The organism is Erwinia sp. JUb26 (assembly GCF_003751505.1).
GTDB lineage: Bacteria > Pseudomonadota > Gammaproteobacteria > Enterobacterales > Enterobacteriaceae > Erwinia.
This window is the reverse complement of record NZ_RJVB01000002.1, coordinates 101,397-124,860: the sequence shown is the minus strand read 5'-3', so window position 1 is coordinate 124,860 and position 23,464 is coordinate 101,397. Positions and strand designations below refer to the sequence as shown.

18 protein-coding genes are annotated in these 23,464 nt (G+C 57.3%); 12 read left to right on the top strand and 6 right to left on the bottom strand.

Annotated elements, in window-relative coordinates; translation table 11 throughout:
- Positions 1 to 24 precede the first annotated feature (24 nt).
- The 4 genes from EC836_RS05705 to EC836_RS24930 form a co-directional block, all read right to left on the bottom strand.
- Entirely contained in the window at positions 25 to 1,065 is a 1,041-nt protein-coding gene (locus tag EC836_RS05705) for an NADP(H)-dependent aldo-keto reductase (protein WP_123331014.1), read from the bottom strand.
- A gap of 220 nt (positions 1,066 to 1,285) precedes the next feature.
- Positions 1,286 to 1,501, bottom strand: a complete 216-nt coding sequence (locus EC836_RS05700) for a YgdI/YgdR family lipoprotein (protein ID WP_123331012.1) — start codon at positions 1,499 to 1,501, stop codon at positions 1,286 to 1,288.
- A 145-nt stretch (positions 1,502 to 1,646) separates the two neighbouring features.
- Positions 1,647 to 2,333 carry a DNA mismatch repair endonuclease MutH gene (gene mutH / locus EC836_RS05695; protein ID WP_123331010.1) on the bottom strand — a complete coding sequence of 229 codons (687 nt, stop codon included), beginning with the start codon at positions 2,331 to 2,333 and terminating at the stop codon, positions 1,647 to 1,649.
- Positions 2,334 to 2,460: 127 nt separating this feature from the next.
- Positions 2,461 to 2,553, bottom strand: coding sequence for a hypothetical protein (locus EC836_RS24930; protein WP_370346794.1), 93 nt, complete (start codon positions 2,551 to 2,553; stop codon positions 2,461 to 2,463).
- Between the two features lie 464 nt (positions 2,554 to 3,017).
- Here EC836_RS24930 and rppH point away from each other — a divergent pair, with 464 nt between their 5' ends.
- The 4 genes from rppH to thyA all read left to right on the top strand — a co-directional run bounded on the left by rppH (position 3,018) and on the right by thyA (position 7,631).
- On the top strand, positions 3,018 to 3,545 hold the full coding sequence (gene rppH / locus EC836_RS05690; RefSeq protein WP_123331008.1) for an RNA pyrophosphohydrolase: 528 nt from the start codon (positions 3,018 to 3,020) through the stop codon (positions 3,543 to 3,545).
- Between the two features lie 12 nt (positions 3,546 to 3,557).
- A complete protein-coding gene (ptsP, locus tag EC836_RS05685) occupies positions 3,558 to 5,804 on the top strand; it encodes a phosphoenolpyruvate--protein phosphotransferase (RefSeq protein ID WP_123331006.1) in 2,247 nt (748 codons plus the stop codon).
- A gap of 157 nt (positions 5,805 to 5,961) precedes the next feature.
- Positions 5,962 to 6,840, top strand: a complete 879-nt coding sequence (gene lgt, locus EC836_RS05680) for a prolipoprotein diacylglyceryl transferase (RefSeq protein WP_123331004.1) — start codon at positions 5,962 to 5,964, stop codon at positions 6,838 to 6,840.
- Positions 6,837 to 7,631, top strand: coding sequence for a thymidylate synthase (gene thyA / locus EC836_RS05675; RefSeq protein ID WP_123331002.1), 795 nt, complete (start codon positions 6,837 to 6,839; stop codon positions 7,629 to 7,631). The genes lgt and thyA overlap by 4 nt, the downstream gene beginning before the upstream one ends.
- Before the next feature lie 38 nt (positions 7,632 to 7,669).
- Here the strand turns inward: thyA and ddpX are convergent, their stop codons facing one another.
- The gene (ddpX, locus tag EC836_RS05670) at positions 7,670 to 8,239 is read right to left on the bottom strand and encodes a D-alanyl-D-alanine dipeptidase (RefSeq protein ID WP_123331000.1); all 570 of its coding nucleotides are present in this window, start codon (positions 8,237 to 8,239) and stop codon (positions 7,670 to 7,672) included.
- Between the two features lie 280 nt (positions 8,240 to 8,519).
- On the opposite strand from ddpX, the gene EC836_RS05665 reads away from it, so the two are divergent.
- The 8 genes from EC836_RS05665 to recD all read left to right on the top strand — a co-directional run bounded on the left by EC836_RS05665 (position 8,520) and on the right by recD (position 22,073).
- Positions 8,520 to 8,987 (top strand): prepilin peptidase-dependent protein, encoded by a 468-nt coding sequence (locus EC836_RS05665; RefSeq protein ID WP_123330998.1) that lies wholly within the window; start codon positions 8,520 to 8,522, stop codon positions 8,985 to 8,987.
- Positions 8,978 to 9,526: a prepilin peptidase-dependent protein gene (locus EC836_RS05660; protein WP_123330996.1), complete on the top strand. Its 549-nt coding sequence runs from the start codon at positions 8,978 to 8,980 to the stop codon at positions 9,524 to 9,526. Before EC836_RS05665 ends, EC836_RS05660 begins: the two co-directional genes overlap by 10 nt.
- A complete protein-coding gene (locus EC836_RS05655) occupies positions 9,526 to 9,948 on the top strand; it encodes a DUF2509 family protein (RefSeq protein WP_123330994.1) in 423 nt (140 codons plus the stop codon). Before EC836_RS05660 ends, EC836_RS05655 begins: the two co-directional genes overlap by 1 nt.
- Positions 9,932 to 10,249, top strand: coding sequence for a prepilin-type N-terminal cleavage/methylation domain-containing protein (locus EC836_RS05650; RefSeq protein WP_123330992.1), 318 nt, complete (start codon positions 9,932 to 9,934; stop codon positions 10,247 to 10,249). The genes EC836_RS05655 and EC836_RS05650 overlap by 17 nt, the downstream gene beginning before the upstream one ends.
- A 91-nt stretch (positions 10,250 to 10,340) precedes the next feature.
- A complete protein-coding gene (recC, locus tag EC836_RS05645) occupies positions 10,341 to 13,709 on the top strand; it encodes an exodeoxyribonuclease V subunit gamma (RefSeq protein WP_123332120.1) in 3,369 nt (1,122 codons plus the stop codon).
- Between the two features lie 119 nt (positions 13,710 to 13,828).
- Complete coding sequence (gene ptrA / locus EC836_RS05640; RefSeq protein WP_123330990.1) at positions 13,829 to 16,714, top strand: pitrilysin; 2,886 nt, start codon at positions 13,829 to 13,831, stop codon at positions 16,712 to 16,714.
- Entirely contained in the window at positions 16,711 to 20,247 is a 3,537-nt protein-coding gene (gene recB / locus EC836_RS05635; protein WP_123330988.1) for an exodeoxyribonuclease V subunit beta, read from the top strand. Before ptrA ends, recB begins: the two co-directional genes overlap by 4 nt.
- Positions 20,244 to 22,073 (top strand): exodeoxyribonuclease V subunit alpha, encoded by a 1,830-nt coding sequence (gene recD, locus EC836_RS05630; protein WP_123330986.1) that lies wholly within the window; start codon positions 20,244 to 20,246, stop codon positions 22,071 to 22,073. The genes recB and recD overlap by 4 nt, the downstream gene beginning before the upstream one ends.
- Positions 22,074 to 22,090: 17 nt before the next feature.
- Here recD and argA read toward each other — a convergent pair whose 3' ends face one another.
- Entirely contained in the window at positions 22,091 to 23,464 is a 1,374-nt protein-coding gene (gene argA, locus EC836_RS05625) for an amino-acid N-acetyltransferase (protein ID WP_199735038.1), read from the bottom strand.

The window sequence follows — 23,464 nt, the reverse complement described above, 5'->3', positions numbered from 1 at the left end:
GGGAGATCCCCGCCCGCTGGCGATTCACGGTGCCGGATAGGTATAGCGGCGGTGGATCGCTTCCAGCTCGTCAATAATGTCGGCATTCAGCGTCAGGTCGTAGCTGTCGATATTAATCTTCAGCTGCTCCAGTGTGGTTGCCCCCAGCAGCGTGCTGGCAACAAACGGCTGCTGGCGCACAAACGCCAGCGCCATTTGTGACGGATCTAACCCGTGCCGCTGCGCCAGCGCAACGTACTCGCTGATTGCCAGTTCGGCCTGCTCGCCGCTGTAGCGCGTAAAGCGGCTGAACAGCGTATTACGCGCACCCGCAGGCTTCGCTCCGTTCAGATATTTTCCACTTAGCGTACCAAACGCCAGGCTTGAATAGGCCAGTAGCTCCACGCCTTCATGCTGGCTGATCTCCGCCAGGCCCAACTCAAAGCTGCGGTTTAACAGGCTGTAGGGGTTCTGAATGCTGACGATACGCGGCAGCTCGTGTTTTTCCGCCAGCTGCAGATAGCGCATCACGCCCCATGGCGTTTCGTTCGACACGCCAATATAGCGGATCTTTCCGGCACGCACCTGTTCGGTCAGCGCTTCCAGCGTTTCCAGCAACGTCACCGGCGCGGTGTTATCCGTGTACTGATAGTTCAGCTTGCCGAAATAGTTGGTTTGGCGCTGTGGCCAGTGCAGCTGGTATAAATCAATGTAATCCGTGTTCAGTCTTTTCAGGCTGGCATCCAGCGCTTCACGAATATTCTTGCGATCCAATGCCTGGTTGGGGCGAATAGAGGCATCGGCACCACGTACCGGACCGGCCACTTTAGAAGCCAGTACGATCTTGTCGCGGCAGCCGCGCGCTTTCAGCCAGCTGCCAATATATTTTTCAGTTAACCCCTGGGTTTCCGGGCGCGGTGGCACCGGATACATCTCTGCTGTGTCAATCAGGTTAATGCCGCGGCTCAGCGCCAAATCAAGCTGGGCGTGCGCGTCGGCTTCGCTGTTTTGTTCCCCAAACGTCATGGTACCCAGGCCAAGGGAGCTGACCTCAAGTGTGCTGTGGGGGATGCGGTGATAATGCATAGCAGGCTTCCTTTTTTCATTATTAAAAGGTCAGGGACATCAGCTGCGTCCGCAACAGGGGATCCTGGCAATAGATTGCGACGTCTGTGCTTACAGAATCAGAACCCGGTTTTCGACTATAACCGTCAGACGCGGGAGGGGAAAGGGGGATTACCGGTCAGAGAGAGGAAAGCATATCGTTTGCCACCTGAAATATCAGCGTCAGATGGCAAATCAGCATTTAGCGCTCAACGATGGAAGAGATTTCATCACCGTTAATCTGTATTTCATGGCCGGATTCATCGACGTATTTCACCAGTCCGGTTTCTTTATCGATATTTGGCTTGCCGTCGGTCATGATCATTTTGCCGTCTTTGGTGGCCATCACGTAATCGCTACTGCAGCCGCTCACCAGCATTGATACGCTCAGCGCCGCAATACTTAACATCCACTTCATACTTGTCTCCCTTAACTTTTATTACTGTGTTGAGTGTAGTAATAAACTATTTTCCCTGTAGTGATAATTTCATCAGTCTGAAAATGGACGACTTCCGGCGCGTATTATTGACTTTTGTGTCGTTTTTCGCAATTCGCCAGGATACTTACAGTAAAAAGTGGCGTGCAAGCAGCGCTGCCGTAAAGTTTTTCTTCAGATAAAAGCCGCGCGGCAGGGTCATAACGGGCTGCCCCTGGCGTCCGATGCCCTCAGTTAAAGCTTTGCTGTTTGCCGCCTTTGGGCGGATTTGCAGAACCTCGCCGTGGCGTGCGGTAATCCTTTCTACCTGGCCCAGGACAATCATATCCATCAGCTCTTCCCAGTCACGCCGCAGCTGATGCTCCTCTTCCTCATTCGGGCTCCAGAGCAGCGGTGAGCCAACGTGGCGCTCTGCCAGCGGGATCGTACGCTCGCCCTCTACCGGTATCCACAGTACGCGCTCGAGCTTATGTCGCACGTGGCTGTTCTGCCAGGTGACGCCGCTGTTCCCGGTTAACGGTGCGACACAAACAAAGGTGGTTTCCAGCGGTCGTCCGGCGGCATCAACGGGAATGGTCTTCAGCTCTACGCCAATCTCGGCAAAGTCCTGCTCCGGTTTACTGCCTGCGCTGGCGCCAAGATAACGTTCCAGCAGCATCCCCACCCAGCCCTTATCCCGCTTAAGATCGCGTGGGATCGCCAGATCGATACGCAGGGCAAGTTCACCGAGTGTATAACCGGCCAGCCCGGTGGCTCGGGCCATGAGTTCGGCTTCATCACGGGGTGGGGGAATGAGGAAGGGATCGCCTGTCATTGTGGTATCCAGATTCGTTTAAAAAACAACCATCCAAATTCAGGAGTAAGTTATGCTGCGCTGATTCTGGGGGTAAGGCTAATAATAGCATGATAAATCATGTTTTTTATTGCCTCAGCGGCAGGGGTTATCTGGCCCTGTCGCAAGTTTTACCCGCCTTATCACCGACAATGAACAGGATCTTATACGTAGTTATCCACAGAAAAGTGGGATAACTCACGTTTTAAAATAATACTGTTTCAATTTACAGCCTTGACGCAGGGGATTTTGGCAACTTTAGCCCCATGTGCGGCCAACTAATCAACATATTCTGTGGATAAACTATTAAGTGTTCGATCTTTCACCAGTTGCTGAGCCCCGGTCTGTGACAGCAGCATGACAGCGCTAAATTCCGCATAAAAACGGCATTAAAGGTGATGATTAATCTAGGGTTATTTATTTTTTTTGCGGGAAGGCTCCAGACGTGGAAGAAAGTTTTCCCCACCTGTTAACAGAGTTCTGCACAAAGCTATCCACAGAAAACGTGAATAAGATCGCCTTTTTGACCCGCTTTCTGTTTATAACTCTGTCCGACGGTATGAGTTATCCAAGTTAGATGCCGACTCACCCACCAAAACCAGTGGTTTACCGCCTGTAAGGAGTGTGAAACAATCAGAACATCCAGTTTTAGTTTGAGGTAGTCCGGTGATCGATGATGATGGCTACCGCCCGAATGTTGGTATCGTAATTTGTAACAGGCAGGGACAGGTGGTGTGGGCAAGGCGTTATGGCCAACACTCCTGGCAGTTTCCTCAGGGAGGGATTAATCCTGGCGAGACGGCGGAACAGGCGATGTACCGCGAACTTTTCGAGGAAGTCGGTTTGAGCCGTAAGGATGTTCGCATCCTGGCCTCTACCCGTAACTGGTTACGATATAAATTGCCAAAACGTTTGGTGCGTTGGGACACAAAGCCGGTTTGTATCGGCCAAAAACAGAAGTGGTTTCTTCTGCAGCTGTTGTGCAATGACGCGGATATCAATATGCAAACCAGCAGCACGCCGGAGTTTGACGGCTGGCGCTGGGTGAGTTTCTGGTATCCGGTACGCCAGGTGGTCTCCTTTAAACGCGATGTTTATCGCCGCGTGATGAAAGAGTTTGCCAGCGTGGTTATGCCCCTGCAGGAGAATACCGCACAGAGAAATACGCAAGGCTTTCGAAGGAAGAGAGGTTAAGCCACGTAGATTATGCTCACACAACTACGCGAAATAGTTGAGAAAGTGGCGGCAGCGCCCCGGCTTACCGAGGCGCTGGATATCCTGGTTAACGAGATTTGTCTGGCCATGGATATCGAGGTCTGCTCGGTTTACCTGGCAGATCATGAACGTCGCTGCTACTACCTGATGGCAACGCGTGGGCTAAAAAAGCCGCGTGGGCGCACTGTCGCCCTGGCATTTGACGAGGGCATCGTTGGCTTGGTTGGCCGTCTGGCTGAACCCATTAACCTTGCCGATGCGCAAAAGCACCCCAGCTTTAAATTTATCCCTTCCGTTAAAGAAGAGCGCTTCCGCTCGTTCCTGGGCGTACCGATTATCAGCCGACGTCAGCTGCAGGGCGTGCTGGTGGTTCAGCAGCGTGAACATCGTCAGTTTGATGAAAGCGAAGAGTCGTTCCTGGTCACGCTGGCCACGCAGATGGCGGCGATCCTTTCTCAGTCGCAGCTGAATGTGCTGTTCGGGCAGTACCGGCAGACGCGCATCAAGGCGCTGGCGGCATCACCCGGCGTCGCGGTGGCGACAGGCTGGGTGGATTCCTCGCAGCCTTCACTGGAGAATGTCTCTGCGGCTTCCACGCTGGATTCGGTGCGTGAGCGCGAACGTCTGGCGCTGGCGATGGCCGAGGCCTCGAACGAATTTCGCCGCTACAGCAAGCGATTCACCGCCAGCATGCACAAAGAAAGCGCGGCCATTTTCGATCTTTATTCACACCTGCTCAGCGATGCGCGGCTGAAAAAAGATCTGCTGGCCGAAATTGATGCCGGTTCGGTCGCGGAGTGGGCGGTCAAAAAGGTGATTGAGAAGTTTGCCGCGCAGTTTGCCAGCCTGCAGGACAGCTACCTGCGGGAGCGGGCCGGTGATTTACGTGTGCTCGGCCAGCGCCTGCTGTTTCACCTCGACGATACCATTCAGGGCACCCATACCTGGCCGGAACGCTTTGTGCTGGTGGCCGATGAACTGACCGCAACCACCCTTGCTGAGCTGCCGCATGAACGGCTGGCGGGCGTCGTCGTGCGAGACGGCGCGGCGAATTCCCATGCGGCGATTATGGTTCGCGCCATGGGTATTCCGACGGTGATGGGTGCCGATATTCAGCCGGACCTGATGAAGGGACGTCTGCTTATCGTGGATGGCTATCGCGGCGAGCTGCTGGTCGACCCTGAACCGGTGCTGGTGCAGGAATATCAGCGGCTGATCAGCGAGGAAAACGAGCTGAGCCAGCTGGCTGAGCATCTGGTTGAGCAGCCCGGAGCGTTAAAAAGCGGCGAACCGGTCAAAGTCATGCTTAACGCAGGTCTCAGCGCGGAACACGAACATACGCTCGGTAGCCGGGTCGACGGTGTTGGGCTCTACCGCACCGAAATTCCGTTTATGCTCCAGAATGGCTTCCCCTCGGAAGAAGAGCAGGTGGCGCAGTATCAGGGCATGCTGCAGCTGTTTCTGGATAAGCCGGTTACGCTGCGCACGCTGGATATCGGTGCCGACAAGCAGCTGCCCTATATGCCGATTAGCGAAGAAAACCCGTCGCTGGGTTGGCGGGGCATCCGCCTGACGCTCGATCAGCCCGAGATCTTCCTCGTTCAGCTGCGAGCGATGCTGCGGGCGAATGTCGCCAGCAGCAACCTCAGTATTTTACTGCCGATGATCACCAGCCTGGATGAGATCGATGAGGCGCGACGCCTGCTTGACAGAGCGGGGCGCGAGGTGGAGGAAATGCTGGGTTACGCGATCCCTCGCCCGCGTCTTGGCGTGATGATCGAAGTCCCGTCGATGATCTTTATGCTCAGCCACCTGCGCAACCGCGTGGATTTTGTCTCCGTGGGCACTAACGATCTGACCCAGTATCTACTGGCGGTGGACCGTAACAACACCCGCGTGGCCAATCTTTACGACAGCCTGCATCCGGCCGTGCTGCGTGCGCTGCACAGTATCGGAAAGGAAGCTGAACGTGCAGGAGTGGAGCTGTGCCTGTGCGGTGAAATGGCGGGCGATCCGATGTGCGTGGTGATGCTGATTGGCATGGGCTATTACCACCTCAGCATGAACGGTCGCAACGTGGCTCGTGTGAAGTATTTACTGCGCCATATTGGCAAAGAAGAAGCGCAGGAACTGGCGCAGCGTGGCCTGGAAGCCGCCCACACCAGCGACGTACGCCATCTGATCGCGGGCTTTATGGAGCGCAGAGGGCTGGGCGGCCTGATCCGGGGCGGAAAATAGTCATCCGATCCGGTGCTTAACAAAGTTTACAGTTACGCCGGGTCGTAATAATTCGCATTATGCTATGATGCGCAGCCTTAAGCAGCCGCGCCATTTGCGCGTGCGTCTACCTGTTCCGTTGCCTGCTCGTCAGGACAGAATTCTAAAATGGTGAAAGATGAATAACGGCTATCTGGCTTTCCCCCAATTTGACCCGGTGATCTTCTCTATCGGACCAGTGTCTCTCCACTGGTATGGGCTGATGTATCTGGTTGGTTTTATTTTCGCTATGTGGCTGGCCGTGCGCCGTGCCAATAAGCCTGGCAGCGGCTGGAAGAAAGAAGAAGTTGAAAATCTTCTCTACGCGGGTTTCCTCGGTGTATTCCTCGGTGGTCGTATCGGCTATGTGCTGTTTTACAACATGCCGCTGTTCCTGGAAAATCCGCTGTATCTGTTTAAGGTCTGGGATGGCGGTATGTCCTTCCACGGTGGCCTGATCGGGGTGATCGTGGTGATGCTGATCTTCGCCCGTCGAACCAAACGCACGTTCTTCCAGGTTTCAGACTTTATGGCTCCGCTGATCCCGTTTGGGCTGGGTGCTGGCCGCCTTGGCAACTTTATCAACGGCGAGCTCTGGGGCCGCGTCGATCCGAACCTGCCGTGGGCCATGCTGTTCCCGGGTTCACGCAGTGAAGATATCGCGTTGGTTTCCACCCATCCGGAATGGCAGTCCCTGCTGGCGACCTACGGCGTACTGCCGCGCCACCCTTCACAGCTTTATGAGCTGATTCTGGAAGGGATCGTGCTGTTTATTATTCTGAATGTGTTTATCCGCAAATCGCGCCCAATGGGAGCCGTCTCCGGCCTGTTCCTGATTGGCTATGGCGCTTTCCGTATTATTATTGAATTCTTCCGTCAGCCCGACCAGCAGCTTGGTCTGTTCAGCGGCATCAGCATGGGACAAATCCTCTCTGTGCCAATGATTCTGGCCGGCGTGATTATGATGATCTGGGCGTATCGTCGTCGTCCGCAGCAGCAACTTCGTGGGGAAAAATGAAACAGTATCTGGAATTAATGCAGCATGTCCTTGAACAGGGCACACCGAAAAACGATCGTACCGGTACGGGTACGCTGTCGGTCTTCGGCCACCAGATGCGTTTCAATCTGCAGGATGGTTTTCCGCTGGTCACTACCAAGAAGTGCCACCTACGCTCCATCATTCACGAACTGCTGTGGTTCCTCAACGGCGATACCAATATCGCGTATTTGAAGGATAACAACGTTTCAATCTGGGACGAGTGGGCGGACGAAAATGGCGATCTTGGCCCGGTCTATGGCAAGCAGTGGCGCAGCTGGGGAGCACCGGATGGTCGTCAGATCGATCAGCTGAGCAAGGTCGTTGAGCAGCTTAAAAACGACCCAGACTCTCGCCGTATCATCGTTTCCGCGTGGAACGTGGGCGAACTGGATGAGATGGCGCTGGCACCGTGCCACGCTTTCTTCCAGTTTTACGTGGCTGACGGCAAGCTGTCGTGCCAGCTGTATCAGCGCTCGTGCGATATCTTCCTCGGTCTGCCGTTTAATATCGCCAGCTATGCGCTGTTGGTGCATATGATGGCGCAGCAGTGCGATCTGGAAGTGGGTGATTTTGTCTGGACCGGTGGTGATACTCACCTGTACAGCAACCACCTTGAACAGACCCGCCTGCAGCTAAGCCGTGAGCCTCGCGCGCTGCCGCAGCTGGTGATTAAACGTAAACCTGCCTCCATTTTCGACTACCGTTTCGATGACTTCGAGATCGTCGGCTACGACCCACATCCGGCGATCAAAGCGCCGGTTGCCGTGTAAAAAGGCTATCCCCGGTATGCATCATGCCGGGGATTGTTTTACGCCGCAGACGGCGGCGGATAGCAGTCAAAAATATCCGTCAGTAGCGGATAATCTGCCGCTCCCGGCAGCTCGAAGTGCCACCATTCTGTCGCAATTCCCTTAAACCCTCCCTCAAGCATAATCGCGCTCAGCATCAGCCGGTGGCGCAATGCCCGCGCCGAGACGGAAGGATGCCAGGGATGTGATCGTTCATGCATCTCGTCAAAGCCGCTGCCCATGTCCACAATGCTTCCCTGCTCATCAATCAGCGTGACGTCAACGGCGGTACCGCGGGAGTGATTCGACCCCTGAGAAACGGGAATAACGTAGTCGGGATCCGGGCAGGCCTGCCACAGATTCATCTGCGCTTTCTGCGGGCGGTAAGCGTCATAAATCAGCAGTGTAAAGCCTGCAATCGCGGCGATATGTGCACTGCGAACCAGCGCGGCAGCGGCGTCCGGATGCAAAAGGCAGCGGTGTTCACAGTAAATCGGCTGGCCGGTAATGTTGTCCGCCGTGGCATATTTCAAATCAATCTTCACCTGCGGCAGCGAGGTGGCAATGTCGGTCAGTTGAATATCATCCATTTTTTCTCTCTTAGTTCAGCTCGGATCTTCGAATCTGACGCGCCTAATCGGCTCCGGTATCTGTCGGTTCCCGGTTCACTTCATCCGTTCAGGCATCTTAGCCGTTCTCCCCGGCGGTGCTAAGCAAATCCGGCGATGGTATGGCCCCGGTTGATGAAAATGCGTAACGGCCCGCAGCGGTAATGAATAGCGATGAGAAAACGTATTTAGCCTGGAAGACAGCGCGCAAACCCACAAGGTACCGCTGGCAGCGTGAACCACAAAAGCAAACACTCAGCGGATGAAAATAACGCACTCCGCAGGATTTACACTGCTGGAACTGATGATCGCGATCGCGCTTATCGCCGTGCTGAGCCTGGGATCATGGCAGGGCCTGGAGAGGTGGCAGCAGCGGCGTCAGCTTAATGACAGCGCGCAGCAGATCCAGCGTCTGCTGCTGCGCCTGCGCAGCGATGCCTGGTGGCATAACGCCGACAGAGTCGTCTGGCTTAAGCCGGGGCGGCACTGGTGCCTGGGCGGGGGAATGCGGCCCGACGTCTGCTCCGCACAGGCGAGGCTTACGCTACTGGCACCCTGGCCGGAAGTCAGCATCCGTTCGGTGACGGCGGAAATGGGGTTCTATGGCGTCAAAAATACCGCCCGACCCGGGAATGTCACTATTACCAGCGATGCCGGCGAGCGGCGCATCATTATCTCGTCTCGCGGCAGGGTGCGTATTTGTTCAGTTTCAGAGGAGGGATGCCGATGAACCAGGCCGGGTTTACGCTGCTTGAAACGCTGCTGGCTATGGCGATAGGTAGCGTAATGATGCTGGGCGCAGCACGGACGCTGCCGCTTTTACAGCAGCAAAACCTGCGCCTGCAGATGCAGGTTCAGCTCAATGAAGAGGTGCAGCAGATAATGCAGACGCTGGAAAAAGCCGTGCGGCGGGCGGGCTATTGTCACGGTCGCTGCAGCGGTGCCGCAATGCAGATTCAGAACGGTGGCCGCTGCCTGCTGGTCCGCTGGGATGAGAACAGCAACGGGCAATGGGAAAATACCGGGCGAGAAGACAGTGATTACTACGGCTTTCGCCTAAGAGCGAAAAATCTGGAAATGCAGCGCGGCGTTGACCGCTGTGGCGGTGGTGGCTGGGAGAAGCTGAACGATCCCCGCATTATCGCCATTGAAGAATTCAGGGTAGTCCGCAACCGGCAGCAGGTCCGCGTGATGCTGAAGGCAAGCTCCAGTATGTTGCTTTCCCTGGTGCAGCACGTTGAGCACTGGCTGGTGGCGGAGAATTTATAATGCACTCACAACGGGGAAGCGGCGCACTGCTGATGGTGATTATCATTCTGCTCATGGGCACGGTGTTGCTGCACGCCACGCGGCGGCAGCTGAGCGATAATCTGAGCCTGGTCAGTGATGAACGGCACTATATTCTTGAGTTCACCGATGCGGCCTCCGCGCTGGCGTGGGGAGAAAGACTGACGTGGCGCGGCACTGAAGAAGGCTGGTCCTGCCAGCGCCAGCCAAAGTATGCCTGGCGCGCCTGCGTGCTTAGCCACGATCGCGGTAGGCTGCTGCGCGGTGACAGCGGCAGCGGAACCCTGTCTCTGTACCGCTGGGTGAGCAGCCTTACCGGTGGGAGAATCAGAGCCTTGCCCCACGGCTGGCTGGATTACTGCCCGCTGCCCGACAGGAGCCAGTGTGATGATCCTACATCGTAATCAACGGGGGTTTAGCCTGGTGGAAACGCTGTTCGCCCTGCTGCTGTTTAGCATAACCATTACGGCTCTGATGCGTTACCAGCTGGTTCTGGCCGACGGTTTCCAGCAGCAGTGGCAGCAGCGTAGCGCATGGCGTAATGCCCGCCAGCTGCTACAGGGCAACCCGCTGGAGGGAGGGCAGGCGCAGTTGCACCAGGAGAGTGGCCCTGAAGGATGTCAGCTGCTGATAGCAAAAACGATTAGCCCGGCAGGGCGCAGAGCAGAGCTGACTCAGCTACGCTGCCCGGCAGTAGAAAATTAACGGCAGCAGCGCAATATTTCCAATGTTCATCCTGTGCGGGTACAGTACCCTTCAGGAAATTAAACCCACTTACGTTGAGAATCTGTCGGTTATGTTCACGGTTTACCACTCCAATCAGCTGGATCTGCTTAAGACGCTGGCATCATGGCAGATAAAAAATCGGCCCTTGCCCAATCCGCTGAATCCGGAAGTGGTGCTGGTGCAAAGCCCCGGCATGGCGCAGTGGCTGCAAATGTCGCTGGCCGAAGATTTTGGTATTGCTGCCAATATTGATTTCCCGCTGCCCGCCAGCTTTATCTGGGACATGTTTGTGCGCGTGCTGCCGGATATTCCGCGCGAAAGCGCATTCAGTAAGTCCGGCATGAGCTGGAAACTGATGGCAATCCTCCCTGACATGCTGCCGGGAGAGGCGTTCGCTACGTTGCGCAATTACCTGAGCGATGACGAGGATAAGCGCAAGCTGTTTCAGCTGGCATCCAGGGTGGCGGATCTGTTTGACCAGTATCTGGTGTACCGGCCTCAGTGGCTGAACGGCTGGGAAAAAGGCGAGCTGACCGAGGGGCTTGGCGAGGCGCAAATCTGGCAGGCTCCGCTGTGGGCAGCGCTGGTTGAGTATACTCATCAGCTCGGCCAGCCCGAGTGGCATCGTGCCAACCTTTACCAGCGTTTTATTCATCGCCTGGAAAACAGCCCGACGCGCCCGGAAAACTTGCCCGACCGGGTGTTTATCTGCGGGATTTCTGCACTTCCGCCGGTCTATTTACAGGCTCTGAGCGCGCTGGGTAAACACATTGATATTCACCTGCTGTTTACCAATCCCTGTCGCCACTACTGGGGTGATATCCAGGATTACGCGTTTCTGGCCAAGCTGCAAAGCCGCAACCGCAGGCACTATCAGGATAATCATGAGGTCCCGCAGTTCCGTGATGCCGACAGCGCATCAACACTGTTCAATGAGGCCGGAGAGCAGCAGCTGAGCAACCCGCTGCTGGCCTCCTGGGGCAAGCTGGGGCGCGATAATCTCTACCTGCTGGCGCAGATAGAGCCCAATGAGGTTTTCGCCTTTGTCGATCTTGAACCGGTTAACCTGCTGCAAACCCTGAAACGGGATCTGCTGGAACTGGAAGATAACGCGGTTATCGGGCTGCAAAAAAGCGAGTGGGAAACCAGTGAGGCCAAACGCCTGCTGGCACCGGAAGATCGGTCAATAGTGATCCATCAGTGTCACAGTCCGCAGCGCGAGGTCGAAGTCCTGCAGGATCGCCTGCTGGCGATGATGGCCGAGGATCCGACGCTGACCCCACGCGATATCATCGTTATGGTGGCCGATATCGACGCCTACACGCCCTTTATTCAGGCGGTCTTTGGCAATGCGCCACCGGAGCGCACGTTGCCGTTTGCCATTTCCGACCGTCGAGCCAGCCAGGCGCACCCGGCGCTGCAGGCATTTATTTCGCTGCTGAGCCTGCCAGACAGCCGATTCACGGCGGAAGACGTGCTGGCGTTGCTTGAAGTGCCAGCGGTGGTGGGGCGATTTGCTATTGATGAAGAGGGCCTGCGGCTGCTGCGCCACTGGGTGGCCGAATCCGGCATTCGCTGGGGCCTGGATGATGACAACGTTAGAGAACTGGACCTGCCCGCCACCGGCCAGCATACCTGGCACTTCGGTCTGACGCGGATGCTGCTGGGCTATGCGATGAACAGCGAAGCGGGAGAATGGCAGGGGATCCTGCCCTATGATGAATCCAGCGGTCTGATTGCTGAACTGGCGGGGAATCTGGCCGATTTACTGATGCAGCTGCACCGCTGGCGGCGCTGGCTGGGTGATACCAGCGATCTGGCGCACTGGCTGCCGCTCTGTCGCCAGCTGTTGGATGATTTCTTTGTCTGTGACGCGGAAACGGAAGCGGCGCTGACGCTGATCGAAGAGCAGTGGAAGCTGGTGATTGGCTACGGCGTTGAGGCCAGCTATCAGCAGGCCGTGCCGCTGACCGTGCTGCGTGATGAACTGGTCTCCCGGCTCGATCAGCAACGCATCAGCCAGCGTTTCCTCGCCGGGCCGGTTAACTTCTGTACGCTAATGCCGATGCGTTCCATTCCCTTCAAGGTGGTGTGTTTGCTGGGCATGAACGACGGTATTTATCCTCGAACGCTGCCGCCGCTGGGTTTTGACCTAATGAGCAAGCAGCTGCAAAAGGGCGATCGCAGCCGCCGGGATGACGACCGCTATCTGTTTCTGGAAGCGTTGAATTCAGCCCAGCAGCAGCTGTATATCAGCTACATTGCCCGTTCAATTCAGGATAATACGGAACGATATCCCTCCGTGCTGGTCAGTGAATTAGTGGAGTACATCTGCCAGAGCTTCTGTTTGCCTGAAGACCGGTCACTGGACGTTGACCACAGTGCGCAAAACGTGGCGAATCATCTGCATCACCTGCACAGCAGGATGCCGTTTGCTGCCGAAAACTTCAGTGCGAATGCGGAGTTCAGAAGCTTTGCTGAAGAATGGCTCCCTGCCGCTAAAGCGTCGGGGATTGCTCATCCGCCATTTATGCAGCCTTTAGCGGCGGAAGATCTTGATACGCTGAGCTTTGAGCGGCTGGTGCGCTTCTGGCGTCATCCGGTCAGGGCATTTTTCAGCATGCGGCTGGGCGTCAGCTTCAGGCTGGAAGAGATGGAATTGCCGGACGCGGAGCCTTTTGCGCTGGACGGCCTGACTCGCTACCAGATGAATGCACAGTTGCTAAACAGTCTGATCGAGGGAGAGGAAAGTTCCCGGCTCTATGCCCGACAGCGTGCTTCAGGTGCCTTGCCCTACGGCGCTTTCGGCGAACTGATTTGGGAAGAACAGGAACAGGAAATGCGCGTGCTGGCCGGTCGCGTTCGCGAACAGCGCGCCGCGGCGGAAAGCCGGGAAATCTCGCTGCAGATTGACGGCGTACTGCTTACCGGCTGGCTGCCCCAGGTGCAGGACAGCGGGCTGCTGCGCTGGCGTCCGGGAAATCTCAACTTTAAGGATGGCCTGACTCTGTGGCTGGAGCACCTGGTTTACTGCGCGCTGGGCGGCAACGGTACCAGTCTGATGCTGGGCCGCAACGATAGCGAATGGCGTTTCCCGGCGATGGCGGCAGATGAAGCCGGGATACAGCTTGCCCACTACATTGAAGGATACCGGCAGGGCATGTGCTCGCCGCTGCTGCTGACAGAATCGGGTGCAGCCTGGCTGGAGGAAAGCTACGATGAATCATCCGGCGATCTGCTGCGCGACGAGGTCACGCAGAAAAAAGCGTGCGGCAAACTGCTGGCGCGCTGGCAGGGGAATTATCAGATTGAGGGCGAGGGCGGCGATCCTTATCTGCAACGGGTGATCCGCACGCTGGATGAAACGCACCTGCAGGTAATGACCGGGCATGCCGAGCGCTGGCTGTTATCGCTGCGTCAGGCGCACCGTTCTGTATAGTATTTGGTGATGTACCACTTTCCCCACGGAAGACATGGGAAGTTTTACGGACAATCAGGATGATCTCCTGTAGTGTTATTTTATAACAATTAAACACCAGCAAAATTGAGGGAGTTTGAATGCGTCGTTATGCAGTCTGGTTAGTTTACTTTGTCTTTTTCGCCCTGTTCAGCCCGCTGACGCAGGCAGAAACCGGATGGCAACCGGTTACAGACATTATCCGCAAAAGTGAAAAAGATCCTCGCGAGTATAAGGCCATCCGCCTTGATAACGGCATGACCGTCCTGCTGGTATCCGACGATAAGGCCACAAAGTCACTGGCCGCCCTGGCGCTGCCGGTGGGGTCTCTGGAAAATCCCACCGATCAGCTTGGCCTGGCCCACTACCTCGAGCACATGGTGCTGATGGGCTCAAAGCGTTACCCGCAGCCGGATAACCTCGCTGAATTTTTGAAAAAGCACGGGGGTAGCCACAATGCCAGCACCGCATCCTACCGCACAGCGTTTTATCTGGAAGTCGAGAACGATGCGCTGCAACCGGCTGCCGACAGGCTGGCCGATGCGATCGCCGAGCCGCTGCTCGATCCGGTGAACGCCGATCGTGAGCGTAATGCAGTGAACGCCGAACTGACCATGGCGCGCTCGCGCGACGGCCTGCGCATGGCTCAGGTTGGTGCAGAAACGCTTAATCCCGATCATCCCAGCTCTCGTTTCTCCGGCGGGAATCTGGAAACCCTGCGCGATAAGCCGGGCAGTAAACTGCACGATGCGCTGAAGGCGTTTTATCAGCGTTATTACTCAGCCAATCTGATGAAGGCGGTGATATACAGCAATAAACCACTTCCCGAGATGGAAAAAATTGCCGCCGAAACCTTTGGCCGCGTAGAAAACCGTCAGGCGACGGTGCCGGAGATCACCGTACCGGTGGTGACCGATAAGCAGAAAGGTATCATTATTCACTATGTGCCGGCACAGCCGCGCAAGCAGCTGCGTATTGAGTTTCGCATTGATAACAACAGCGCCGAGTTCCGCAGTAAAACCGATACGCTGATTGGCTATCTGATTGGTAACCGCAGCAAAAACACCTTATCCGACTGGCTGCAAAGCCGCGGACTGGCTGACTCCATCAGCGCCGGTGCCGATCCGGTTATCGATCGCAACGGCGGGGTATTCTCGATTTCCGTTTCCCTCACGGATAAAGGCCAGGCCAATCGCGACGAGGTCATCGCCGCCGTGTTCAGCTACCTGAATACCTTACGCACGCAGGGTATTGATAAAAGCTACTTTGATGAAGTGGCGCACGTGCTGGATCTGGATTTCCGCTACCCGTCTATTACCCGTGATATGGACTACATCGAATGGCTGGTAGACACCATGCTGCGCGTGCCGGTTGCCGACGTGCTGGATGCGCCTTATATCGCCGACCGCTACGATCCGCAGGCCATTAAAGCGCGACTGGACGGGATGACGCCGCAGAATGCCCGCATCTGGTTTATCAGCCCGAATGAACCGCACGATAAAACGGCCTACTTCGTTGATGCGCCTTACCAGGTGGATAAGATCACCAGCGAAAGATTCAGTCAATGGCAGACCGAGAGCAACAAACTCACTCTGTCTCTGCCGGTGCTCAATCCGTACATTCCTGACGACTTCAGCCTGATCAAGCAGGATAAGAAGTACGATCGTCCGCAGGAGCTGCTCAATCAGCCTGGGCTGCGGGTGTTCTACATGCCCAGCCAGTACTATGCTGACGAGCCGAAGGCCAATATCACTCTGGCACTGCGTAATAAAGCAGCGGTCGATACGGCGCAGAATCAGGTGCTGTTTGCACTGAATGACTATCTGGCCGGCGTAGCGCTGGATGAACTGAGCTCGCAGGCGTCGGTCGGCGGCATCAGTTTCTCCACCGGGGAAGATGATGGCGTGACCTTCAGTGCCAGCGGCTTTACCCAGCGTCTGCCGAAGTTGATGAAACAGCTGCTGGAAGGCTATGCCAGCTTCACGCCGACCGAACAGCAGCTGGAACAGGCCAAGTCCTGGTATCTTGAGCGCCTGGACTCGGCCGAAAAAGGCAAGGCATTTGAACTGGCTATCCAGCCCGCGCAGCTCCTGTCGCGTCTGCCTTATACCCAGCGCAGCGAGCGTCGTAAATTGCTGCCTGCAATCACCCTGCAGCAACTGCTGGACTACCGTAAAATGCTGCTGGAGCAGTCCACGCCGGAGCTGCTGGTGGTCGGGAATATGACCCCGACAGCGGTAAACGATCTGGCTGAACAGGTCAGGCAGCAGCTGAACTGTGAAGGCCACAGCTGGTGGCACAGCGAATTTATTAAAGTGGATAAAAAGGCGCTGGCTAACCTGCAGAAGGTGGGAAGCAGTACGGATTCGGCGCTGGCGGCGGTGTATGTGCCGGTGGGCTTTGATGAACATCAAAGCATGGCCAGCAGCACGATGCTGAGCCAGATTATCCAGCCGTGGTTCTATAACCAGCTGCGTACCGAAGAGCAACTGGGCTATGCGGTGTTCGCCTTCCAGATGCCCGTGGGCCGTCAGTGGGGGATCGGTTTCCTGCTGCAAAGTAACGTCAAGCAGCCTGCTTATCTGCTGCAGCGTTTCCAGGCATTTTATCCGACCGCTGAAAAACGCCTGCGTGCCCTGAGTAAAGAGGATTTTGCCCAGTATCAGGCGGCGATGATCAACGAGTTGAAACAGCGGCCGCAGACGCTGGACGAAGAGGCCGGTCGCTACAGCAAGGACTTTAACCGTGAGAACTATCAGTTTGATACCCGTGAAAAAGTGATTGCGCAGATCCAGGCATTGACCCCGGAAAGCATTGCTGATTTCTTCCACCAGGCCGTGATTGCCCCAACCGGTCTGGCACTGCTGTCGCAGATTTCCGGCAGCCATCACGGTAAGGCGGATTATGCGGCTCCGGCAGGCTGGAAGACCTGGAAAGATCTTTCTACTCTGCAGCAGTCGTTCCCGGTGAGCCAGGATAAACCATGAGTCAGCAGGTTGCCGAAAGGCTGAATGCCTTAAACCTGCCGCTGCACGGCGAGCGGCTGATTGAAGCATCGGCGGGTACGGGGAAAACCTTTACCATCGGTCTGCTTTACCTGCGCTTGCTGCTGGGGCTGGGAGGGGAGTCGGCATTCAACCGCCCGCTGTCGGTGGAGGAAATTCTGGTGGTGACCTTTACCGAGGCCGCCACCGCCGAACTCCGCGGGCGCATCCGTGAAAACATTCACGCGCTGCGCATTGACTGCGTGCGCGGCGAAAGCCGTAACCCGATGCTGCAAGCGCTGATTGAGCAGATCCCCGATCTGCGGCAGGCCTCGGCGGTACTGCTGGCGGCCGAACGGCAGATGGATGAGGCCGGTATCTTTACCATTCACGGCTTCTGCCAGCGGATGCTCAACCTGAACGCGTTTGAATCCGGCATGCTGTTCGAGCAGCAGTTGATAGAGGATGAAACGCCGCTGCGCCGTCGTGCGGCGGCAGATTTCTGGCGACGCCACTGCTATCCGCTGCCTCTGCCGGTTGCCCGAGTCGTTCGCCAGCTATGGGACGGTCCGGAACAGCTGCTCAGGGACCTGTCGCCCTGGCTGGGGGGCGAAGCCCCCTCGCTGAAGTCAGCGCCGGATCCGCAAGAAACGCTGGTACAGCGGCACGAGGCGATCATCGCGCAGATAACGGCCTTAAAGCAGGCGTGGCTGTCCGCAGAAAACCTGTTCGAGCTGGTTGATGGTTCCGGTATCGACAGGCGCAGCTACAACAGTAAGCACTTACCTAACTGGCTGAACAAAATCACCCAGTGGGCGCAAAGCGACACGCTTGATTACGAGGTGGCGAAAGATCTGGAACGCTTCGGCCAGCGGGTGCTGGTGGAAAAAACCAAAAAGGGCGTGGCGCCCGCCCATCCGCTGTTCGAGCAAATTGATGCCTTTCTGGCGCAGCCGCGCACGCTGCGCGACCTGATTATTGCCCGCGCGCTGGAAGAAATCCGCGCCGTCACCCGGCAGGAAAAGCGTCTGCACGCACAGCTGGGATTTGACGATCTGCTTGGCCGTTTCGATGCGGCGCTGCAGCAGCCCGGCGGAGATGTGCTGGCTGCGGCCGTGCGACAGCGCTTCCCGGTGGCGCTGATCGATGAATTCCAGGATACCGACCCGCAGCAGTATCGAATTTTTCAGACGCTGTACGTGGGACAGGCCGACAGCGCTCTGCTGCTGATTGGCGACCCGAAACAGGCCATCTACGCGTTTCGCGGTGCGGATATTTTTACCTACATGAAGGCGCGGGCAGAAGTCAGCGCTCACTACACTCTCGAAACAAACTGGCGTTCGTCACCGGCAATGGTGGCCAGCGTCAACCAGCTGTTTCAGCGTCATCCTGCGCCGTTTGTTTTTCAGGAAATTCCCTTTATTGCGGTGAGCCCGGCGGAGCCCAATCGCTCCCTGAGCTTTAGCGTGGACGGCATAGAGCAGCCCGCGCTGAAGTTCTGGCTGCAGCCCGGCGACGGCGTGGGGGTGACGGATTATCAGCACTATATGGCGCAGCAGTGTGCGACGGAAATTTGTCGCTGGCTGACCGCCGGACAGCAGGGGCTGGCACTGATCGGTAAAGCGCCGCACCTCAAGCCGCTCCAGGCGTCTGATATTACTATTCTGGTGCGCAGCCGCAGCGAAGCCGCCGTGATGCGCGATGCGTTGAACCGGCTGGCCATTCCTTCCGTCTATCTTTCCAACCGCGACAGCGTATTCACCACGCCGGAAGCACGCGAAATCCTTCTGCTTCTGCAGGCCGTGCTGGCACCGGAGCAGGAGCGTATTTTGCGCAGTGCGCTGGCCAGCAGCCTGTTTGGCCTTGATGCGCTGACGCTGGATGCCCTGAGCCGAGATGAGCGTGCATGGGATGCGCTGGTGGATGAGTTCGATCATTATCGTCAGCGCTGGCTGAAGCGCGGCGTGCTGCCAATGCTGCGTGAGCTGATGGTAAAGCGGCAAATCGCCGAAAATCTGCTGGCATCCGACAGCGGTGAACGGCGTCTGACCGACCTGCTGCACCTGGGCGAATTATTGCAGGAGGCGGCGACCTCGCTGGACAGCGAGCATGCGCTGGTGCGCTGGCTGGCGCAGCAGGTGGTGCAGCCCGATGGCCAGGTGGCCAATCAGCAGCTGCGGCTGGAGAGCGATCGCCATCTGGTGCAGATCGTCACTATTCACAAATCGAAAGGCCTGCAGTATCCACTGGTCTGGCTGCCGTTTGTGGCTAACTACCGCCCGGCGGAAAACGGTATCTATCACGACAGGCAGACCTTCGAGGCGCTGCTGGATTTACAGCAGGATGAGGAAAGCGCTCAGCTGGCGGAAGAAGAGCGGCTGGCCGAGGATTTGCGTCTGCTGTACGTGGCGCTGACGCGTTCGGTTTACCACTGCAGCGTCGGGATTGCTCCTCTGATTAAAGGAACGCGCAAGAAAGAGGGCAACAGCGATCTGCACCACAGCGCGCCGGGATATCTCATTCAGCGCGGCGAAGCGGCCGATGCAGCAACGCTGCATCGCCTGCTGCAGGAGATGGAAAGCGATCACACCGCTCTGGCCGCCGTACCGCTCACGGAGGCCAGTCTGTGGCGGCCGGAGGCGGAAGACCAGCTAAGCCTGAGCAGTCAGCAGCTCACCCGTTCGCTGCGGGATGACTGGCGGGTGACCAGCTATTCAGGTTTACAGCAGCACGGCCACGCCGCGGCGCTGGATCTGCTGCCGAGGCTGGATGTAGATGCCGCCGGCGAGGCGCAGGATTCGCTGCTGCCGCAGCTGACGCCGCATACATTCCCGCGCGGTGCGGCACCCGGAACGTTCCTGCACGGCCTGTTTGAGTCGCTGGACTTCTCAGCGCCGCTCGATGAACAGTGGCTGGCAGAACGGCTCGGCGCCGAAGGGCTGGATTTGGCCTGGCTACCGACGATGACGGAATGGATGCAGCGTATTTTGCAGACCCCGCTTAATGACAGCGGCGTCAGCCTGAATCAGCTTTCACCGGATACGTGCCGGGTGGAGCTGCAATTTTATCTGCCGATTTCCCGCCTGCTGATGGCCGACGATCTGGATCGGCTGGTGCGTCAGGATCCGCTCTCTGCCGGATGTCCACCCCTCGATTTCTATCAGGTCCGCGGCATGCTGAAAGGGTTTATCGACCTGGTATTCTGCTGGCAGGGAAAATATTACCTGCTCGACTACAAGTCTAACTGGCTGGGTGAGGAGAGCAGTGCCTATACCCAGGAGGCGATGGCGCAGGCGATGCAGTCTCATCGCTATGATTTACAGTATCAACTTTACAGCCTGGCGCTGCATCGCTACCTGCGGCAGCGTCTGGCCGGTTACGATTATGAACAGCACTTTGGTGGCGTGATCTATCTGTTTCTGCGCGGGCTGGACGGCACGGAAGGCAGTAACGGTATCTTCAGCACGCGGCCGCAGGCGGAGTTTATCAACGCGTTCGACCGGTTGTTTGCTGGCGAAGCGGAGAGTGAAGCATGACGCTTATCGATTACCTGCAGCTGGCCTGCCGCCAGCGCCTGCTGCGTACGCTGGACGTGCAGTTTGCCCTGATGGTAGCGGGTGAGCAGCAGCCCGCACTGATGCTCGCTGCGGCGTTAGTCAGCCGCGACGCCGGGGAAGGGCACGTTTGCCTGCCTCTTGAACTGCTAAATCCGCAGGAGATGTTCGCCGGGCGTCATCCGGAACTGGCGCAGGCAATCTGGCAGGCTGCCGGTTCACCCACTGACTGGCATCAACTGTTGTCGGATAATCCTGCTGTGAGCGACGGTTCGCATGCTACGCCGCTGGTGCTGCAACAGCAGAGGCTCTATTTGCACCGCATGTGGCAGAGCGAAGGGGAGGTGGTGGCGTTTATTCACCGCCAGCAGCAGCCTTTGCCGGTTGATGAGGCTGCGCTACGGGCAACGCTGGACCACTATTTCGGCCAGCAGCCGGAAGACTGGCAGAAAATTGCCGCAGCGGTTGCCCTCACCCGGCAGGTTGCTGTGATTTCCGGCGGCCCGGGCACGGGGAAAACCACCACGGTTGCCAAGCTGCTGGCCTGCCTGATTGAGCTGTATCCCGGCACGCCACGCATTGAACTGGCGGCACCCACCGGCAAGGCCGCAGCACGCCTGACCGAATCGCTGGGGAAAACGCTACAGCAGCTGGCGCTGGATGAGGCCGTGCTGAAACGCTTCCCCGCTGAAGCGACAACGCTGCACCGTCTGCTGGGGGCGCTACCCGGCAGCCAGCGTATGCGCTACCACGCCGGTAATCCATTACACCTTGATGTGCTGGTGGTGGATGAGGCGTCGATGGTGGACTTGCCGATGCTGGCGAATCTGATTGCCGCGCTGCCGCCGCAGGCGAGGGTGATCTTCCTCGGCGATCGCGATCAGCTGGCCTCCGTAGAGGCGGGGGCCGTGCTGGGGGATATCTGCCGATGCGCCGAGTACGGTTACAGTCCGGCGCGTGCCGCGGAACTGACCCGGCTCACCGGCTGTGAGGTGATCGGGAATGAGGATGCGGCCGCTCCGCTCGTCCGTGATGCGATCTGTCTGCTGCGCAAAAGCTATCGGTTTACGGCTTCCTCGGGGATTGGTCAACTGGCGATGGCGGTGAACGCCGGAGATATCAAACGCGCCGACGCGGTGTTTAGCGGTGAGTTCAACGATATCCGTCGCTGTGGCTTAAGCAGCAGCGACGAGTATCAGCAACTGCTTAACGACTGTGCGGCTGGCTATCGTGACTATCTCACGCTGCTGGCTCAGGGGGCGACGCCTGCTGAAGTACTGCTGGCATTTGGTCGCTTCCAACTGCTGTGTGCGCTGCGCGAAGGGCCGTTCGGCGTTAGCGGTCTGAATGAGCGCATTGAAGCCACGCTGCGCCACAGCGGGCTGATACGTCGTATGACGGCGGCAAACGGTAAGTGGTACGTCGGCAGGCCGGTGATGATTGCCCGCAACGATCGCATACTGGGACTGTTTAACGGTGATATTGGCATCGCCATGCTGGATGATGAGCGGGCGCTGAAGGTCTTTTTCCCGCTGCCGGATGGCTCGATCAAGGCGGTGCAGCCCAGCCGCCTGCCGCCGCACGACACCGCGTATGCGATGACGGTGCACAAATCGCAGGGATCGGAATTCGAGCACACGCTGATGGTGCTGCCGAATCAGGTGATGCCGGTATTAACCCGCGAGCTGGTTTATACCGGTATTACCCGTGCGAAGCATCAGCTGACGCTGTACGCCGATACCCGCGTCTTTAACAGCGCGGTGAAAATGCGTACCCAGCGGCGCAGCGGGCTGGTGGAACGACTGTAAAAACGGCGCGGCGCCGGTTAGCTCTGGCGCACGTGCACGCTGTTTTCCCGAAGATCCACCATCAGCACCTTGGAACGGCGCTGGTAGTTGTACATTTCTTTCTTACTGCTCGGCAGCAGCTCCACGTCCACCGGCTGGAAGCCGCGCTCCTGGAACCAGTGAATGCTGCGTGTGGTCAACACGAACAGCTTTTTCAGCCCCATCTGGCGGGCCTGTAGCGCAACACGCTCCAGCAGGGCTTCGCCGCGTGAGGAACTGCGGTAATCAGGATGGACCGCAACACAGGCCATTTCGCCAATCTGCTCTTCCGGGAACGGATACAGTGCGGCACAGCCAATGGTCAGATTATCGCGCTCGATAATGGTGAATTTGTCGATTTCCATTTCCAGCTGCTCGCGTGAGCGACGCACCAGAATACCCTGCTGCTCCAGCGGACGGATCAGCTCCAGGATGCCGCCGATATCGTTAATGGTGGCGCGGCGAATTTGTTCGGCGCTCTCCATCACGATCTGCGTACCAATACCGTCACGAGAGAACAGCTCCTGTAGCAGAGCCCCGTCTTCCTGATAGCTGATCAGGTGGCTGCGGCGTACGCCGCTGCGGCAGGCCTTCACCGCACCGCGCAGAAAACGCACGGTGCCGGAATGATAATCCCGATCGTTTTCCAGCTCTTCAATGCGCTGCTGCGCTTCATTCGGGAACAGCTCGGAGACAATATCACCGTTGCGGTTGGTCACGCCCTGTTCTGAGCAGAAGCCGATCATCTTTTCTGCCTTCAGCTTAATCGCCAGCTGGGTGGCCACTTCTTCCGAGGTCAGGTTGAAGCTTTCACCGGTAACGGAAACCGCCACCGGGCCCATTAACACGATGGCACCGCTGTCCAGCTGGCGGTGAATCGCCTCTTCATCAATGCGGCGGATACGGCCGCTGTGGCAGTAATCTACCCCGTCATCCACGCCCAGCGGCTGGGCGATAATAAAGTTGCCGCTGACTACATTAATATGCGCGCCCTGAAGCGGCGTATTGTTCAGGCTCATTGACAGGCGAGCGGTAATATCCAGCTGCAGTCGACCGGCCGCCTGCTTGACCAGCTCCAGCGACTGGGCGTCCGTTACGCGGGTGTGTTTGTGATAAATGGGCTCGAGATTTCGCTCAGACAGGTTGGCATCGATCTGTGGCCTGGCCCCGTAAACCACCACCAGGCGGATGCCGAGGCTGTGCAGCAGGCCAATATCGTTAATGATGCTCGAGAAGTTCTCATGCTCGATGGCTTCACCACCCAGCATAATGACAAACGTCTTACCACGGTGGGCATTGATATAGGGAACGGTATGGCGAAAACCCTGAACCAGCTCGGTACTACGTTCCTTCACGGCAAACCCTCTTTGCAT

What these genes read in the sequence shown, in the direction of transcription:
- EC836_RS05705 (WP_123331014.1), bottom strand. Translation starts at nt 1,065, where the DNA reads ATGCATTATCACCGCATCCCCCACAGCACACTTGAGGTCAGCTCCCTT.
- EC836_RS05700 (WP_123331012.1), bottom strand. Translation starts at nt 1,501, where the DNA reads ATGAAGTGGATGTTAAGTATTGCGGCGCTGAGCGTATCAATGCTGGTG.
- mutH (WP_123331010.1), bottom strand. Translation starts at nt 2,333, where the DNA reads ATGACAGGCGATCCCTTCCTCATTCCCCCACCCCGTGATGAAGCCGAA.
- ptsP (WP_123331006.1), top strand. Translation starts at nt 3,558, where the DNA reads ATGCTCACACAACTACGCGAAATAGTTGAGAAAGTGGCGGCAGCGCCC.
- lgt (WP_123331004.1), top strand. Translation starts at nt 5,962, where the DNA reads ATGAATAACGGCTATCTGGCTTTCCCCCAATTTGACCCGGTGATCTTC.
- thyA (WP_123331002.1), top strand. Translation starts at nt 6,837, where the DNA reads ATGAAACAGTATCTGGAATTAATGCAGCATGTCCTTGAACAGGGCACA.
- ddpX (WP_123331000.1), bottom strand. Translation starts at nt 8,239, where the DNA reads ATGGATGATATTCAACTGACCGACATTGCCACCTCGCTGCCGCAGGTG.
- EC836_RS05665 (WP_123330998.1), top strand. Translation starts at nt 8,520, where the DNA reads ATGAAAATAACGCACTCCGCAGGATTTACACTGCTGGAACTGATGATC.
- EC836_RS05660 (WP_123330996.1), top strand. Translation starts at nt 8,978, where the DNA reads ATGCCGATGAACCAGGCCGGGTTTACGCTGCTTGAAACGCTGCTGGCT.
- EC836_RS05655 (WP_123330994.1), top strand. Translation starts at nt 9,526, where the DNA reads ATGCACTCACAACGGGGAAGCGGCGCACTGCTGATGGTGATTATCATT.
- EC836_RS05650 (WP_123330992.1), top strand. Translation starts at nt 9,932, where the DNA reads ATGATCCTACATCGTAATCAACGGGGGTTTAGCCTGGTGGAAACGCTG.
- recC (WP_123332120.1), top strand. Translation starts at nt 10,341, where the DNA reads ATGTTCACGGTTTACCACTCCAATCAGCTGGATCTGCTTAAGACGCTG.
- ptrA (WP_123330990.1), top strand. Translation starts at nt 13,829, where the DNA reads ATGCGTCGTTATGCAGTCTGGTTAGTTTACTTTGTCTTTTTCGCCCTG.
- recB (WP_123330988.1), top strand. Translation starts at nt 16,711, where the DNA reads ATGAGTCAGCAGGTTGCCGAAAGGCTGAATGCCTTAAACCTGCCGCTG.
- recD (WP_123330986.1), top strand. Translation starts at nt 20,244, where the DNA reads ATGACGCTTATCGATTACCTGCAGCTGGCCTGCCGCCAGCGCCTGCTG.
- argA (WP_199735038.1), bottom strand. Translation starts at nt 23,464, where the DNA reads ATGCAAAGAGGGTTTGCCGTGAAGGAACGTAGTACCGAGCTGGTTCAG.